Source organism: Microbacterium sp., from assembly GCF_051953575.1.
Classification (GTDB): domain Bacteria; phylum Actinomycetota; class Actinomycetes; order Actinomycetales; family Microbacteriaceae; genus Microbacterium.
Genome location: NZ_JBQCIP010000031.1, coordinates 1 through 13787, shown reverse-complemented (window position 1 = coordinate 13787; position 13787 = coordinate 1). Strand labels below are relative to the sequence as shown.

The window sequence follows — 13787 nt, the reverse complement described above, 5'->3', positions numbered from 1 at the left end:
GACAGCGCCCACGCGCCACGGCAGTGCCGCGGCATCCACTCATGCAATGCCGGAGGACGAGCAGTCCGAGCGCATCCATGGTTCGGATGCGTGGTGTGCAGCCCATCGGCTCCCTCCGCTCTCTCAGCGTCGGGATTCAGGCTAACGCACCCTGCAGGCACGAGGGCGGTGCGGACCGTGAACATCGCCTGGCGTGTCGAAGAACGATGCCCCGCACCATCGGCGCGGGGCATCGGTCTGCTGTGCAGGCTCAGGATCGAGCGTCAGCCGGCGTTGGCCTGCAGCCACGCCCACGGGTCGACGACCGAGCCGTTGATGTGGACCTCGAAGTGAAGGTGGCACGCCGTCGAGCTTCCGGTGCTGCCGACGAGGCCGATGAGCTGGCCGGCCTCGACCGTCTGCCCCACCGAGACCTGACGCGAGCCGTAGGTCATGTGGCCGTAGAGCGAGTTGACGCGCTGACCGCCGAGGACGTGATCGATCGACACGGCCACGCCGTAGCCGCCGTAGCTCTCCTGCGAGACCTTCACGACACCGGCCGCGGTGGCGTAGATGGGCGTGCCGCACGAGGTCAGCAGGTCCACGCCCTGGTGGTAGCCCGAGTCCCACAGCCCGCGGCCCTTGGTGAAGTTGGTGAGCGGCCAGCGCACCTCACCGGTGCCGGGCGAGATGAGCGCGATGTTGGCGCCGACGGATGCCGTCGACGCGCGCTTCGCCGCTTCGCGAGCACGCGCGGCCGCCGCTTCTGCGGCCTTCTTCTTGTCGATCTCTTCGGCGGTGGTCGCCGAGTAGCTGTCGCGCGACAGCTCGGTGCTCGCGGAATCGGATGCCGCGACGAACGTCTGCGCGTCGTCCATCGCCATCTGCTGCAGCGTCACGGGCTCTTCGCTGCTCTTGGCGGCGCCCGCGGCGAACGCGGGGAGGGCGACGGTCGCGACGAGGCCGCCGACCATGCTCAGGATGACGAGGCTCCGCAGCGGCTTGGTGATGCGGCCCTTCTTCGCGGCGGGCCGCGTGGACACCGACGTCGTCGGGGGCGCGGACTTCGAAGCTGTCACGGTGCCGCGCGAGCGATTCGCGGGAGCGGTCTGACGCGTGCGTGCACGACGGGTCTGCTGGGTCGCGTCGTGCTCGGGCGGGTTCGCGTGCGACTCGATCTCTTCAGCCAAACTGTCCTCCGGCGCCTCTGCGCCGGGGGCGCCTGGCTCGTCGGGTGTGCGTGAGGGCGCAGGCGTCGGGACACGTTGCGCGGATTTCACCGCGTGGACGACGAGCCGGAGAGGCGATCCACGCGGGGTCCGGTCGGCGGGCTTCTCGCCTGGTGGACTGTTCGAGGCTACCCGAAGGTCACGATTCTGTCACGCTACGCGCCTGGCAAACCTCTGAGTCAACGGGCCTCATCGACGAGGAAGATGTGCGAGGCGAGCTCGACGGGGAGCTCGAGCCCCTCGTCGCTGCCCTGCATCTGGACCAGGACGTACCCCTCGTTGAAGCGGTAGTCGCCGACGGCGCCCGGCACGACGCCGGCGCCCTTCAGCTGCTGCAGCAGCTCGGGATCGACCTGCGCGGGCTCGGCGAGGCGGCGCACGGTGCCGGTGATCGGCTGGCCGGCGTCGTTGAGACGGCGGACGAGGCCCACCACCCCCTGCTCGAACTGCGTCGCCGGCACATCACCCAGCTGGTCCAGGCCCGGGATGGGGTTGCCGTACGGCGACTCGGTGGGGTGACCCAGCAGCTCGACGAGGCGGCGCTCGACCTGCTCGCTCATGACGTGCTCCCACCGGCAGGCCTCTTCGTGAACGTACGCCCAGTCCAGGCCGATGACATCCGAGAGCAGGCGTTCGGCCAGGCGGTGCTTGCGCATGACGTCGACGGCCTTCTGGCGACCGGCGTCGGTGAGCTCGAGCGAACGGTCCTCCGACACGATGACCAGGCCGTCGCGCTCCATCCGGCCGATCGTCTGCGACACCGTCGGACCCGAGTGCCCGAGGCGCTCCGAGATGCGCGCGCGCAGCGGAACGATGTTCTCCTCTTCGAGCTCGAGGATCGTACGGAGGTACATCTCGGTGGTGTCGATCAGGTCTGTCATCGCGGTGTCCTCAGTTCTCAAGGGGCAAAGGACAGCCTATCCTCCGCACCGGACACCCAGGCCGTGCGCAGCGGCGTCACGCGGTCGGCGCCGACGCGGCGCGTCTCTAGAATCGACGCATGGCGCACATCGAGCTTCCCCGAGAGATCCTGCCCGCCGACGGACGCTTCGGGTGCGGCCCGTCGAAGATCATCCCCGCCCACCTCGACGCCCTCGCCGGGCGCGGTGCCGCCCTCATGGGCACGTCGCACCGCCAGGCGCCGGTCAAGGACCTCGTCGGCAGCGTCCGTTCGGGCCTGCGCGACCTGTTCCGCGTCCCCGCCGGCTACGAGATCATCCTCGGCAACGGCGGCTCGACCGCCTTCTGGGACGCCGCGTCGTTCGGCCTCATCGAGAAGCGTGCGCAGAACCTGGTCTTCGGCGAGTTCGGCGGCAAGTTCGCCAAGGCTGCCGGCGCACCGTGGCTCGAGGCCCCCGACGTGCGCGAGGTGCCCGCCGGCACCCGCACCGCCGCCGAGGCGGTCGAGGGCGTGGATGTCTACGCGTGGCCGCACAACGAGACCTCGACCGGCGTCTCGGCGCCCGTCCAGCGCGTGCACGGCGACGAGGGCGCCCTCACGGTGATCGATGCGACCAGCGCCGCTGGCGGCATCGACTTCTCGGTGCACGAGGCCGACGTGTACTACTTCGCGCCGCAGAAGAACCTCGGCTCGGACGGCGGCCTGTGGTTCGCGATCGTCTCGCCCGCGGCCATCGAGCGCATCGAGCGGATCGCCGCGTCGGGCCGCTACATCCCCGAATTCCTGAGCCTCAAGCAGGCCGTCGACAACTCGCGCCTGAACCAGACGCTCAACACCCCGGCGCTCGCGACGCTGTTCCTGTTGAACGAGCAGGTCGAGTGGATCACCGGCAACGGCGGCCTGCAGTGGGCCGACGCGCGCACGCGCGAGTCGTCGCAGGCGCTGTACGACTGGGCCGAGGCATCCTCGTTCGCGACGCCGTTCGTGGCGGACGCCGCCGACCGCTCCCCCGTGGTCGTGACGATCGACTTCGACGACGCCGTCGATGCGGCCGCCGTCGCCAAGAGCCTGCGCGCCAACGGGATCGTCGACACCGAGCCGTACCGCAAGCTCGGCCGCAACCAGCTGCGCATCGCGACGTTCGTCTCGATCGAGCCCGACGACGTGCGCCAGCTGATCCGCTGCATCGACTACACGGTCGAGCGTCTCGGCTGAGAAACCTGGGAGGGAGGGATGCCGGGCGCCCGGCATCCCTCGCCTCAGCCCTGGGCGCTCGGCGCCGGCTCTTCCAGCGGCGACGGCTGCGGGGCCAGCACCGCCGACACGATCGCCTCGATCGCGAACTCGGACGCGCGGGCCAGGTCGACGGCGTCGGGGTCGAGCAGCCACTGCACCTGAAGGCCGTCCATGACGGCGAGGATGCTGGCCGAGGCGAGGCCGACCGTCGCAGGCTCGGTCACCCCGCGTTCCGCGCAGACGACCTCGAAGGCGTGCGCCACCTCCGCACGGAGGGTGCGATAGCGCTTCTCGAAGAAGGGGCGGCCCGGGTGGTCGTCCGTCACGGACTCCGCCGAGAGCACCGCATAGGCCTGGACGATGCCGGCACGGTGCGCGTTGACGAACGCCGTGCGCACGAGGTGGCGGAACAGCGGCATGCCGTCGGGGATGTGCTGGCCCTCAAGGTCGGCGACGTCGGTGTCGTCGCGATGCTGGAGGACCTCGATGAGCAGCTGGTCCTTGGAACCGAAGTGATGCAGGATGCCGGCGTGGGTCATGCCCACCTGATCGGCGATGTCCTGGAGGGTGCCCGCCGCGAAGCCCTTGCTGCCGAACGTCTCGACCGCGGCGTCGAGGATGTCGCGCCGACGCGCAAGGGTCTCGGGTCGCGACCGCGGCTGTCGCCTTTGACCGGCCATCGTTGACCCCCTCTTCTCATCCGCTTCTCCGGGCGGACGAACCGGCGTGTGCGAGTTTATCGGCGGCCTCGCCGCGTCGCGGATGAAGCCTACTTGCAAAGATTACTTACTTGATTGTAAGTTGATCCGGCAATCACCCTGACGCCGTCGTCGACCCACCTCCGGGAGACACGACGTCGTGTTCACATCAAGGAGAAGCAATGAGGCTCAGAACAACCCTCGCCGCCGTGGGTGTCGCCGCGGCGCTGGTGCTCACCGGCTGCGCCGGTGGCAGCGGCAACAACGACGGCGACTCGTCGGGCGCGGCGCTCACCATCGCCAAGCCGGACGGTGCGATCACCACCGAGTCCCACAACCCCTACCTCGGCGACTCGTCCGCATCGAAGTACGGCTACGCGAAGGTCATCTTCGAGCCGCTCGCGCTCGTGAACCCCACCGGCGACCTCGGCACCACCCCGTGGCTGGCCGAGTCGGTCGAGTGGAACGACGACTACACCGAGCTGACCGTCGTGCCCCGCGCCGACGTCAAGTGGAGCGACGGCGAGGACTTCACCGCCGACGACATCGTCTTCACGTTCAACATGTACATCGACGGCAAGCTCAACGACACGTCGGCACTCAACCTCGAGAGCGCGACCTCGGACGGCGACAGCGTCGTGCTGAAGTTCAAGGAGTCGAAGTACACCGCGCAGGCGCGCGTGCTGCACACGCCGATCGTCCCGAAGCACATCTGGGAGAACATCGACGACCCCAACACCGACCCGCTGACCGGCGAGGGCATGGCCGTCGGCACCGGACCGTACGTGCTCGACAGCTGGACGACGGAGTCCGTGAACCTGAAGGCCAACCCCGACTACTGGGGCGGCGACCTGGCGGTCCCCGAGCTGCACTACGTGTCGTACGGCGACAACGCGGCGCTGACCACGGCGCTGGTCTCGGAGGAGGCGGACTGGGCGCAGGCGTTCATCCCGCAGATCCAGGACAGCTTCCTGGCCGCCGACGACGCCAACCACTTCCTGGCATCGCCGACCGCGGGCGCCGGCACGCTGTTCATGAACCTGCAGCAGAAGCCGTTCAACGACCCGGCCCTGCGTCAGGCGATCGCGTGGACGGTGGACCGTCAGGCCTACGTCGACGTGGCGCGCGAGGGCGCGAGCACGCCGATCTGGAGCGTCACGGGCCTCGGCGACCTGCTCGCCGACGAGATCGACGCCGAGTACGAGGGCGACGTCTACAGCGTCGACGTCGACAAGGCCAAGCAGATCCTCACGGACGCCGGCTACACGTGGAAGGACGACAAGCTGATCGACCCCGACGGCGAGGCGGTCTCGTTCTCGATCTCGGTCCCGGCCGGCTGGAGCGACTGGAACACCGAGCAGGCGCTCATCGCCGAGGAGCTCGGCGAGGGCCTGGGCATCGACGTCAAGGTCGACCAGCCGGACTGGGGCGGCTGGGATGCCGCACGCCAGGAGGGCACGTTCGACATGATCATCCACTGGCTGGAGGACACGGGCAACGCCTACGGCCTCTACACGTCCACGATGGACCCGAAGTGGATCGTCGACGGCAAGGCGCAGTTCAACTTCGGCCGCTACGACAACCCGGCCGTCACCGAGGCGCTCAACACCTACGCGAACACGTCGTCGGACGAGGAGCGCGCAGCCGCCGTCGCCGTCCTGGAGAAGGCGTTCGCGACGGACGTGCCGGCGATCCCGCTCGGCTCGCACCCGCTGCTGGGCGAGTTCAACACCCGCAACTACGTGGGCTGGCCCTCGGAGGACGACCAGTACGCTTCGGCTGACCCGACGCAGCCCGCGGTGGTCCAGATCCTGACGAAGCTGAAGCCCGCCAGCTGATCTGCGACGACAGGCGGGGCGGGTGCATCCCCATGCATCCGCCCCGCCTGCCACGTGAGGCCTCAAGAAAGCGAACCCCTGCACCGATGAACGACTCGCTGCTGTCCATCAACGACTTCTCCGTCGAATACGACGTCGATCCCCCCGTCGAAGCCGTCAAGCACGTCACCCTCGAACTCCGCCGCGGCGAGATCCTCGGCCTGGCCGGAGAGAGCGGATGCGGCAAGACCACCCTCGCCTACGGCGTCCAGCGCCTGCTCAAAGCCCCCGCCGTCATCACGAGCGGCTCCGTCATGTTCCACGACGCCTCCGGCGAGGACATCGACATCAACGCGCTCGACGTCGAAGAGATGCGCCGCTTCCGGTGGGACAAGATCTCCATGGTCTTCCAGGGCGCGATGAACGCGCTCAACCCGGTGGCCACGATCGGCTCGCAGCTCGAGGACGTGTTCGAGGTGCACCGGCCCGACATGTCGAGCTCCGAACGGCGGGATGCCGTCATCGAGCTGCTCGAGATCGTCAAGGTGGGCCGCCAGCGCTACCGCTCGTACCCGCACGAGCTGTCGGGCGGCATGCGCCAGCGCGTCATGATCGCCATGGCGCTCGCACTGCGCCCGCAGCTGATGGTGATGGACGAGCCGACCACCGCGCTCGACGTGCTCGTCCAGCGCGAGATCCTCCGCCAGATCTCCCAGCTGCGGCACGAGTTCGGCTTCTCCGTCATCTTCATCACCCACGACCTGCCGCTGCTCCTGGAGATCAGCGACCGGATCGCCATCATGCGCCGCGGCGAGATCGTCGAGCTCGACACCGCCGAGCGCATCTGGACCCAGCCCAAGGACGACTACACGAAGACCCTGCTGTCGTCCTTCCCGCGTCTCACGGCCGAGACGCGGCTCACCGCAGAGAGAGGGGTGGTCTCGCGATGACCGTCCTCGAATTCGACGGCGTCACGAAGGCGTACTCGGTACGCGGCGCCGGCCAGATCAAGGCCCTCGACGACGTGAGCTTCACGCTCGAGTCCGGCCAGATCATCGGTCTCGTCGGCCAGTCCGGAAGCGGCAAGTCGACCATCGCCAAGATCCTCACCCAGCTCGAGACCCCGACCAGCGGCGAGGTGCGCCTGGACGGCGTGCCGATCCCCCGTCGGGGCAAGGAGCTGCGGGCCTACCGCCAGAAGCTGCGCATGGTGTTCCAGGACCCCTTCGCGTCGCTGAACCCGTACCACACGATCCGCTACCACCTGGAGCGTCCGCTCCGCCTGGACCACATCGTCCCGCGCGACCAGGTCGACGACGAGGTGCGCAGGCTGCTGGAGCGCGTCCGCCTCGACGCCGGCGCCGTGATCGACCGGCGTCCGCACGAGCTGTCGGGCGGTCAGCGGCAGCGCGTCGCCATCGCCCGCGCCCTCGCCTCGCGACCGAACCTGCTCGTGGCCGACGAGCCCGTGTCGATGCTGGACGTGTCGATCCGCATGAGCGTGCTGACTCTCCTGTCGGACCTGCAGCACGAGCACGGCCTCGGCGTGCTCTACATCACGCACGACCTCGCCACCGCCCGCCACTTCAGCGACGAGATCATCGTGCTCAACCAGGGCCGCATCGTCGAACGCGGCACGGCGGACGACGTGATCCTCCGACCCCAGAACCCCTACACGCAGGAGCTGCGGGCCGCCTCACCCGACCCCGACAAGTTCTTCGCCTCTTCCGGCATCCTCGGAGGTGCACAGTGACCGCCATCGACTCGTCGCTGCCGACGCAGGAACCCGACGCCATCTCGGCAGGCACGACGGCCACGACCGCCGTCAAGGGACGCGGACGCATCCCCTGGCGCTTCCTCGGCAACCGGGCCGTGTTCTACCTGTTCACGCTGTGGGCGGCCATCACGATCAACTTCTTCGTGCCGCGCATGATGAAGGGCGACGCGGTCGACCAGTATCTGGCGCGCAACCGCAACGTGAGCCCCGAAGCGGCCGAAGCCCTGCGGGCGCTGCTCGGCCTCGACACCGACAAGTCGCTCCTGCAGCAGTACTTCGAGTACTGGAACCTGTTGCTGCACGGCGACCTCGGCGTCTCGCTCCTGCACGGCCTGCGGCCGGTGACCGAGGTCATCAGCCAGGCGCTGCCGTGGACGGTCGGGCTCGTGGGCTTCGCCACCCTCGTGGCGTTCACGATCGGAACGGTCGGGGGCGCGATCGTCGGATGGCGCCGCGGCAGCCGCCTCGACGCCCTCATCCCGATCACCACGTTCCTGAGCACGATCCCGTACTTCTGGCTCGGGCTGCTCGCGATCGCCCTGTTCTCGGTGAACCTCGGATGGTTCCCGATCGGCAAGGCCTACGGCGTCGGCGTCACCCCCGAGTGGTCGCTCGAGTTCGTCGGCGAGGTCATCCATCACGGGTTCCTGCCCGCGACGACGATCATCATCGCCTCGCTCGGCGGCTGGATGCTCGGCATGCGCAACATGATGCTGACGGTGCTCGATGAGGACTACGTCATGGTGGCGCAGGCCAAGGGCATGCCCAACGACCGCGTGCTGTGGCGCTACGCCGCCCGCAACGCCGTGCTCCCCCAGATCCAGAGCTTCGCGCTCTCGCTCGGCTTCATCGTCGGAGGCACGATCGTGATGGAGATGGTGTTCAGCTACCCGGGCGTCGGAAAGCTGCTGCTGGATGCCACCAACGCGAAGGACTACGCGCTCATGCAGGGGGTGTTCCTGGTGATCACGCTCTCTGTGCTCCTGGCGAACCTGCTGGCCGACGTCGCCTACGCCTTCCTCGACCCGCGCACCCGCCAGACGGAGGCCTGAGCCATGACCGCAGTCAACGACCGCACCGAACTGAACGACGGCACCGGACCGCGGCAGGCCGGCGTTCCGGCCACCGCGACCGTCCGCACGCCGCAGGCGACGGCATCCGCTCCCCCCAAGAAGCCGACCTTCTGGTCGAAGCTCGGCTCGGCGTTCGCGATGTTCCGCAATCCGAAGTCGATCGCCGGCCTGTCGATCCTCGGGTTCTTCGTGCTCGTGGCGATCTTCGCCGACGTGCTGGCGCCGTATCCGCCCACCCGCATCGACAACACGGCGCGCTTCCAGCCGCCGTCGGCCGCGCACTGGCTGGGGACGACCCACATCGGCGAGGACGTGCTGAGCCAGGTGATCCACGGCACCCGCGGGGTGATCGTGGTCGGCTTCCTCGCCGCGATCATCGCGACGATCATCGCGATCGTCATCGGCGTGATCTCGGGCTACCTCAGCGGGTGGCGCAGCGAGAGCCTGTCGGCGCTCACCAACGTGTTCCTCGTCATCCCGGGCCTTCCGCTGATCATCATCGTCGCCTCGATGTTCGACGACCCGCCGCTGATCCTGATCGCCCTCGTGCTCGGACTCATCGGCTGGGCGTGGGGGGCGCGCGTGCTGCGGGCGCAGACGATGTCGCTGCGTACCCGCGACTTCATCCAGGCCGCGCGCGCCAACGGCGAGCCGATGCGACGGATCATCACCGTCGAGATGCTGCCCAACCTGATGGCGCTCATCGCCGCGAGCTTCGTCGGCACGGTGACGGCCGCGATCCTCGGGCTCACCACGCTGTCGTACATCGGCGTGATCCCGGTCACGACGTACAACTGGGGCACGATCCTCAACTGGGCGAGCGCGCAGGGCGCGTTCCGCCAGAACCAGTGGTGGTGGTACCTGCCCCCCGGGCTGTGCATCGCGGCGATCGGCGTCGCGCTGTCGCTCATCAACTTCGGCATCGACGAATACGTCAACCCGCGCCTGCGGTCTGCCGGCGAGCGCGCCCGCGCCATGAAGAAGAAGGGCATGAACGTGAACGACACCGTCACGGTCGTGCGCACGAACAGAAAGACCCAGGAGAACGCGTGACCACCGCGACCATCCCGAATTACCTCGACGAGACGCTCCCGGTCGCCGACCGCATCGCAGACCTGCTCGGCCGCATGACGGTCGAAGAGAAGGTCGGGCAGATGATGCAGCTCGATGCGCGCGACGACCTCGAAGACCACGTGCTGCGCAAGCACGTCGGCTCGATCCTGCACACGTCTCCCGAGCGCGTGCTGCGCGCCCGTGAGCTGACGCTGCAGACGCGGCTGCAGATCCCGCTGCTGGTCGGCGAGGACTGCATCCACGGCCACTCGTTCTGGGAGGGGGCCACCATCTTCCCGACGCAGCTGGGCATGGCGGCCTCGTGGGACGCCGACCTCGTCGAGAAGGTCGCGCGTGCGACCGCCGTCGAGGTCGCGGCCACCGGCATCCACTGGACGTTCTCTCCCGTGCTGTGCATCGCACGGGACCTGCGCTGGGGACGCGTCGACGAGACGTTCGGCGAGGACCCGCTGCTGATCGGCGAGCTCGCCTCGGCGATGGTGCGCGGCTACCAGGGCCACGGGCTGTCCGACCCGACGGCGATCCTCGCGACCGCGAAGCACTTCGCCGGGTACTCCGAGACGCAGGGCGGCCGCGACGCCAGCGAGGCCGACCTGTCGCGCCGCAAGCTGCGCTCGTGGTTCCTGCCGCCGTTCGAGCGCGTCGCACGGGAGGGATGCCGCACCTTCATGATCGGCTACCAGACCACCGACGGCGTGCCGATCACGATCAACGACTGGCTGCTCAACGACGTGCTCCGCGGTGAGTGGGGGTACACCGGCACCCTCATCACCGACTGGGACAACGTCGGCCGCATGGTCTGGGAGCAGCAGGTGCAGCCCGACTACGCGCACGCCGCCGCGGCCGCCGTGAACGCCGGCAACGACATGATCATGACGACGCCGGGCTTCTTCCAGGGTGCCCTCGACGCGATCGAGCAGGGTCTGCTCACCGAGGAGGCGCTGGACCGCGCCGTCTCGCGCATCCTCCTGCTCAAGTTCGAGTTCGGCCTCTTCGCTGACCCGCGCCTGCCCGACGAGGCCCGCATCGCGAGCGAGATCGCCACCGCCGAGCACCGCGACCTGAACCTCGAACTCACGCGCCGCTCGCTGGTGCTGCTGCACAACGACGGCCTGCTGCCGCTGGACGGCGGATACTCGGCGGATGCCGGCGGCCGCGCGCTCCCGGGCGACGCCGGAGCCCGCCGCGTCGCCGTGATCGGCCCGCTGGCCGACGACGCCCAGACGCAGCTCGGCGACTGGGCAGGCGGCTCGGGTCAGGCCGGGTGGCTGGACGGTCAGCCGCGCGACATGATCACGACGGTGCTCGACGGGTTCCGCTCGTTCGCGCCCGCCGACTGGACGGTGACCCACGCGCGCGGCGCGGACGTGCTGACGCTCGAAGAGGATCCGGCCGGCGCGTTCTTCCCGGACGGCCAGCCGCGCCCGCAGATCGTGGTGCCCTCGCCGCCCGACGAGGCGCTCATCGCCGAGGCGGTCGCCGCCGCGCAGGCGTCCGACGTCGCCGTCGTGGTCGTGGGCGACGTGATCGAGCTCGTGGGCGAAGGCCGCTCGACGGCGACCCTCGACCTCATCGGCGGGCAGATCGCCCTGATCGACGCACTGGCGGATGCCGGCACGCCGTTCGTGATCGTGCTCATGGCGTCCAAGCCCCTCGTTCTGCCGCCGTCGGCGCAGCGCGCCTCCGCGGTGATCTGGGCGGCCTCCCCCGGCATGGAGGGCGGCCGCGCGATCGCCGAGCTCGCGCTCGGGCTCATCGAGCCGAGCGGACGTCTGCCGATCTCGTTCGCCCGCCACGTCGGACAGCTGCCGATCTTCTACAACCAGATCCGCGGCCAGCACGGCGACCGCTACGCCGATCTCACGCAGTCCCCCGCGTGGGCGTTCGGCGAGGGCCTGTCGTACACGACGGTCGAGTACGACCGGCTGCGGATCGTCGACACCGAGCTCGGCCACGACGACACCGTCCGTGCGACGGTCGAGCTGCGCAACACCGGCACGCGCCCCGCGCACGAGGTCGTCCAGGTGTACGTCCGCGACGTCGTGACGTCGGTCAGCTGGGCCGAGAAGGAGCTGAAGGCGTTCCGCCACGTCGACCTGGAACCGGGTCAGATCGTGACGGTCGAGCTGTCGGTCCCGGTCGCGGAGTGCACGATCGTGGATGCCGCCGGCCGGCGCATCGTGGAACCCGGCGAGTTCGATCTGCTCGTCGGCCCGTCGTCACGCGAAGAGGCGTTGCTGGACGCCCGATTCCGCGTGGCCTCCCCCGACCCGAAGGCGGTCCAGCACCCCTGAGGGACGGCGAAAGGGCGGTCCTCTGCGCGCTGCGGGCGCGGAGGACCGCCCTTTCGGATTCCGGTCGCGGTTCAGGACGCGTCGTGACGCTCTTCGTCGGAGTCTTCGTCGTCTTCGTCGTCTTCGTCGTCTTCGGAGTCGTCGTCGTCCTCGTCGTCGTCGGACTCGTCCTCGTCGGACTCGTCCTCGTCCTCGTCCTCGTCCGCGGATGCGTCGAGAACGTCGATGTCGACACCGTCGACATCGCCGGCGTGGAGGATCGGGGACCCGTCGTCGTCGAAGTCGGCGGCATCGAGATCGTCGACGTCATCGAGCTCATCAGAGACGTCGTCGTCTTCGTCCGCGTCGTCGTCGGCGTGCGCCGCCTCGGCGAGTGCGGCCTGTGCGGCGTGGTACTCGGACAGGCGCACCGCCCACGGCACCCAGTCGGGGGCGAGCAGGGCTCCGTCGCCGGGGAGCAGCTCGACCTCGAGGACCGTGGGCTCTGACCCCTCGACGCGGGCGAGGCTCACCGTCCAGAACCAGCCGGGATACCCGGGCAGCCGGTTGGCGAACCGCAGCGACACGACGCCGTCGGGCTCGACGCGGTAATCGGCGGGCTCGCCGATCGATGCCTCCGTCGTGATCTCGCGCAGGGCGGCCAGGGCCAGATCGTGCGCCTCGAAGAGCGACGGATCGGGCTCGACCGCGACGACCTCGGCTTCGGCTTCGGCGTCCGCATCGGCCGCCTCGTCCACGAGATCGACCAGCAGGGCGTCGAGCACCCCCGCCTCGACCTCGACGACCTCGACGTCGACCTCCACCGTCACGTCGGCCTCGGGCGTCTCATCGGCCGCGGCGACGGCATCCACCGTCCCTTCGGGGGCGACGGAGTCGCCGTCGTCGGCGAAGGCGTCGGCCGTCGGATCAGGCGTCGAGTTCATCGGCGACCTTGCGCAGAACCGCAGCGACCTTGCTCGCGTGCGCGCCGCTGGGGTAGCGGCCGCGACGCAGGTCGCCGCCGATGCCGTCGAGGAGCTTCACGAGGTCCTCGATGATGATGGCCATGTCGTCGGCGGGCTTGCGCGAACGCTTCGCGAGACTCACCGGGGCGTCGAGCACGCGCACCGAGAGCGCCTGCGGGCCGCGCTTGCCGTCGGCGACGCCGAACTCGAGCCGCGTGCCCGTCTTGGGCGCGGGCGTGCCGGCGGGCAGGGCGGTGGCGTGCAGGAAGACGTCCTGACCGTCGTCCGAAGAGATGAAGCCGAACCCCTTCTCCTCGTCGTAGAACCTGACCTTGCCGGTGGGCATCGCGAACCTCGCTGAATAGGGTGCCGCGCGGAATCCCGCGGGCGAAACAGTGCATGACGAATGCGGGGGTCGTGCAACCCCCACGCCTCAAGCCTAGTCGCACCGGTACCCAGGGACGCGTCCGGACGACCGGAATCCCTGATCGTGACGGGTAGGCTGGAGCGGATGAGCACGAAACCCGACGGCGACGTCCCCGTACGCCGCATCGACCGCATCCTGGCCTTCATGTCGCTGGGCCTGCTGGCACTGTCGATCGTGTGCTTCTTCGCGATCATGATCGCCTCTTCCGCGGGCGCGAAGATGGACACCGGCATCTGGCCGCTCGTCGGCGTCCTCGTATACTTCGCCCCTATCGTCGCCTTCGCGATGCTGCTCGCCGTGCTCATCATGAGCTTCGTGCGGAGGGCTCGGGCGAACCG

The 13787-nt window shown here is 69.2% G+C and carries 13 protein-coding genes; 8 read left to right on the top strand and 5 right to left on the bottom strand.

The genetic code is table 11. The features are described 5' to 3' along the window. Window positions 1–263: 263 nt before the first annotated feature. Together ACTHNQ_RS02445 and ACTHNQ_RS02440 are read right to left on the bottom strand one after the other, a co-directional pair. A complete protein-coding gene (locus ACTHNQ_RS02445) occupies window positions 264–1169 on the bottom strand; it encodes a M23 family metallopeptidase (RefSeq protein ID WP_440330840.1) in 906 nt (301 codons plus the stop codon). 218 nt (window positions 1170–1387) lie between these two features. Next, the gene (locus ACTHNQ_RS02440; protein WP_440330839.1) at window positions 1388–2089 is read right to left on the bottom strand and encodes a metal-dependent transcriptional regulator; all 702 of its coding nucleotides are present in this window, start codon (window positions 2087–2089) and stop codon (window positions 1388–1390) included. Window positions 2090–2208: 119 nt separating this feature from the next. Between ACTHNQ_RS02440 and serC the strand changes: the two genes are divergently transcribed. Further along, entirely contained in the window at window positions 2209–3324 is a 1116-nt protein-coding gene (gene serC / locus ACTHNQ_RS02435; protein ID WP_440330838.1) for a phosphoserine transaminase, read from the top strand. A gap of 44 nt (window positions 3325–3368) precedes the next feature. Here serC and ACTHNQ_RS02430 read toward each other — a convergent pair whose 3' ends face one another. Beyond that, entirely contained in the window at window positions 3369–4025 is a 657-nt protein-coding gene (locus ACTHNQ_RS02430) for a TetR/AcrR family transcriptional regulator (RefSeq protein WP_440330837.1), read from the bottom strand. 200 nt (window positions 4026–4225) lie between these two features. Between ACTHNQ_RS02430 and ACTHNQ_RS02425 the strand changes: the two genes are divergently transcribed. From ACTHNQ_RS02425 to ACTHNQ_RS02400, 6 genes are all read left to right on the top strand, one after another. After that, complete coding sequence (locus ACTHNQ_RS02425; protein ID WP_440330836.1) at window positions 4226–5881, top strand: ABC transporter substrate-binding protein; 1656 nt, start codon at window positions 4226–4228, stop codon at window positions 5879–5881. A gap of 86 nt (window positions 5882–5967) precedes the next feature. Then, the gene (locus ACTHNQ_RS02420; protein WP_440330835.1) at window positions 5968–6810 is read left to right on the top strand and encodes an ABC transporter ATP-binding protein; all 843 of its coding nucleotides are present in this window, start codon (window positions 5968–5970) and stop codon (window positions 6808–6810) included. Continuing rightward, the gene (locus ACTHNQ_RS02415) at window positions 6807–7613 is read left to right on the top strand and encodes an ABC transporter ATP-binding protein (protein WP_440330834.1); all 807 of its coding nucleotides are present in this window, start codon (window positions 6807–6809) and stop codon (window positions 7611–7613) included. The genes ACTHNQ_RS02420 and ACTHNQ_RS02415 overlap by 4 nt, the downstream gene beginning before the upstream one ends. Then, window positions 7610–8689, top strand: a complete 1080-nt coding sequence (locus tag ACTHNQ_RS02410) for an ABC transporter permease (protein WP_018172533.1) — start codon at window positions 7610–7612, stop codon at window positions 8687–8689. Before ACTHNQ_RS02415 ends, ACTHNQ_RS02410 begins: the two co-directional genes overlap by 4 nt. Window positions 8690–8692: 3 nt before the next feature. Further along, a complete protein-coding gene (locus ACTHNQ_RS02405) occupies window positions 8693–9763 on the top strand; it encodes an ABC transporter permease (protein WP_440330833.1) in 1071 nt (356 codons plus the stop codon). Continuing rightward, on the top strand, window positions 9760–12078 hold the full coding sequence (locus tag ACTHNQ_RS02400; protein ID WP_440330832.1) for a glycoside hydrolase family 3 N-terminal domain-containing protein: 2319 nt from the start codon (window positions 9760–9762) through the stop codon (window positions 12076–12078). The genes ACTHNQ_RS02405 and ACTHNQ_RS02400 overlap by 4 nt, the downstream gene beginning before the upstream one ends. A 71-nt stretch (window positions 12079–12149) precedes the next feature. Here ACTHNQ_RS02400 and ACTHNQ_RS02395 read toward each other — a convergent pair whose 3' ends face one another. Beyond that, window positions 12150–13001, bottom strand: a complete 852-nt coding sequence (locus ACTHNQ_RS02395; RefSeq protein ID WP_440330831.1) for a DUF3027 domain-containing protein — start codon at window positions 12999–13001, stop codon at window positions 12150–12152. After that, on the bottom strand, window positions 12985–13368 hold the full coding sequence (locus tag ACTHNQ_RS02390) for a cold-shock protein (protein WP_018172537.1): 384 nt from the start codon (window positions 13366–13368) through the stop codon (window positions 12985–12987). The genes ACTHNQ_RS02395 and ACTHNQ_RS02390 overlap by 17 nt, the downstream gene beginning before the upstream one ends. Before the next feature lie 165 nt (window positions 13369–13533). Here ACTHNQ_RS02390 and ACTHNQ_RS02385 point away from each other — a divergent pair. Beyond that, window positions 13534–13787 (top strand): multidrug ABC transporter ATPase (locus ACTHNQ_RS02385; RefSeq protein ID WP_440330830.1); only part of this gene is annotated, 254 nt, incomplete at its 3' end.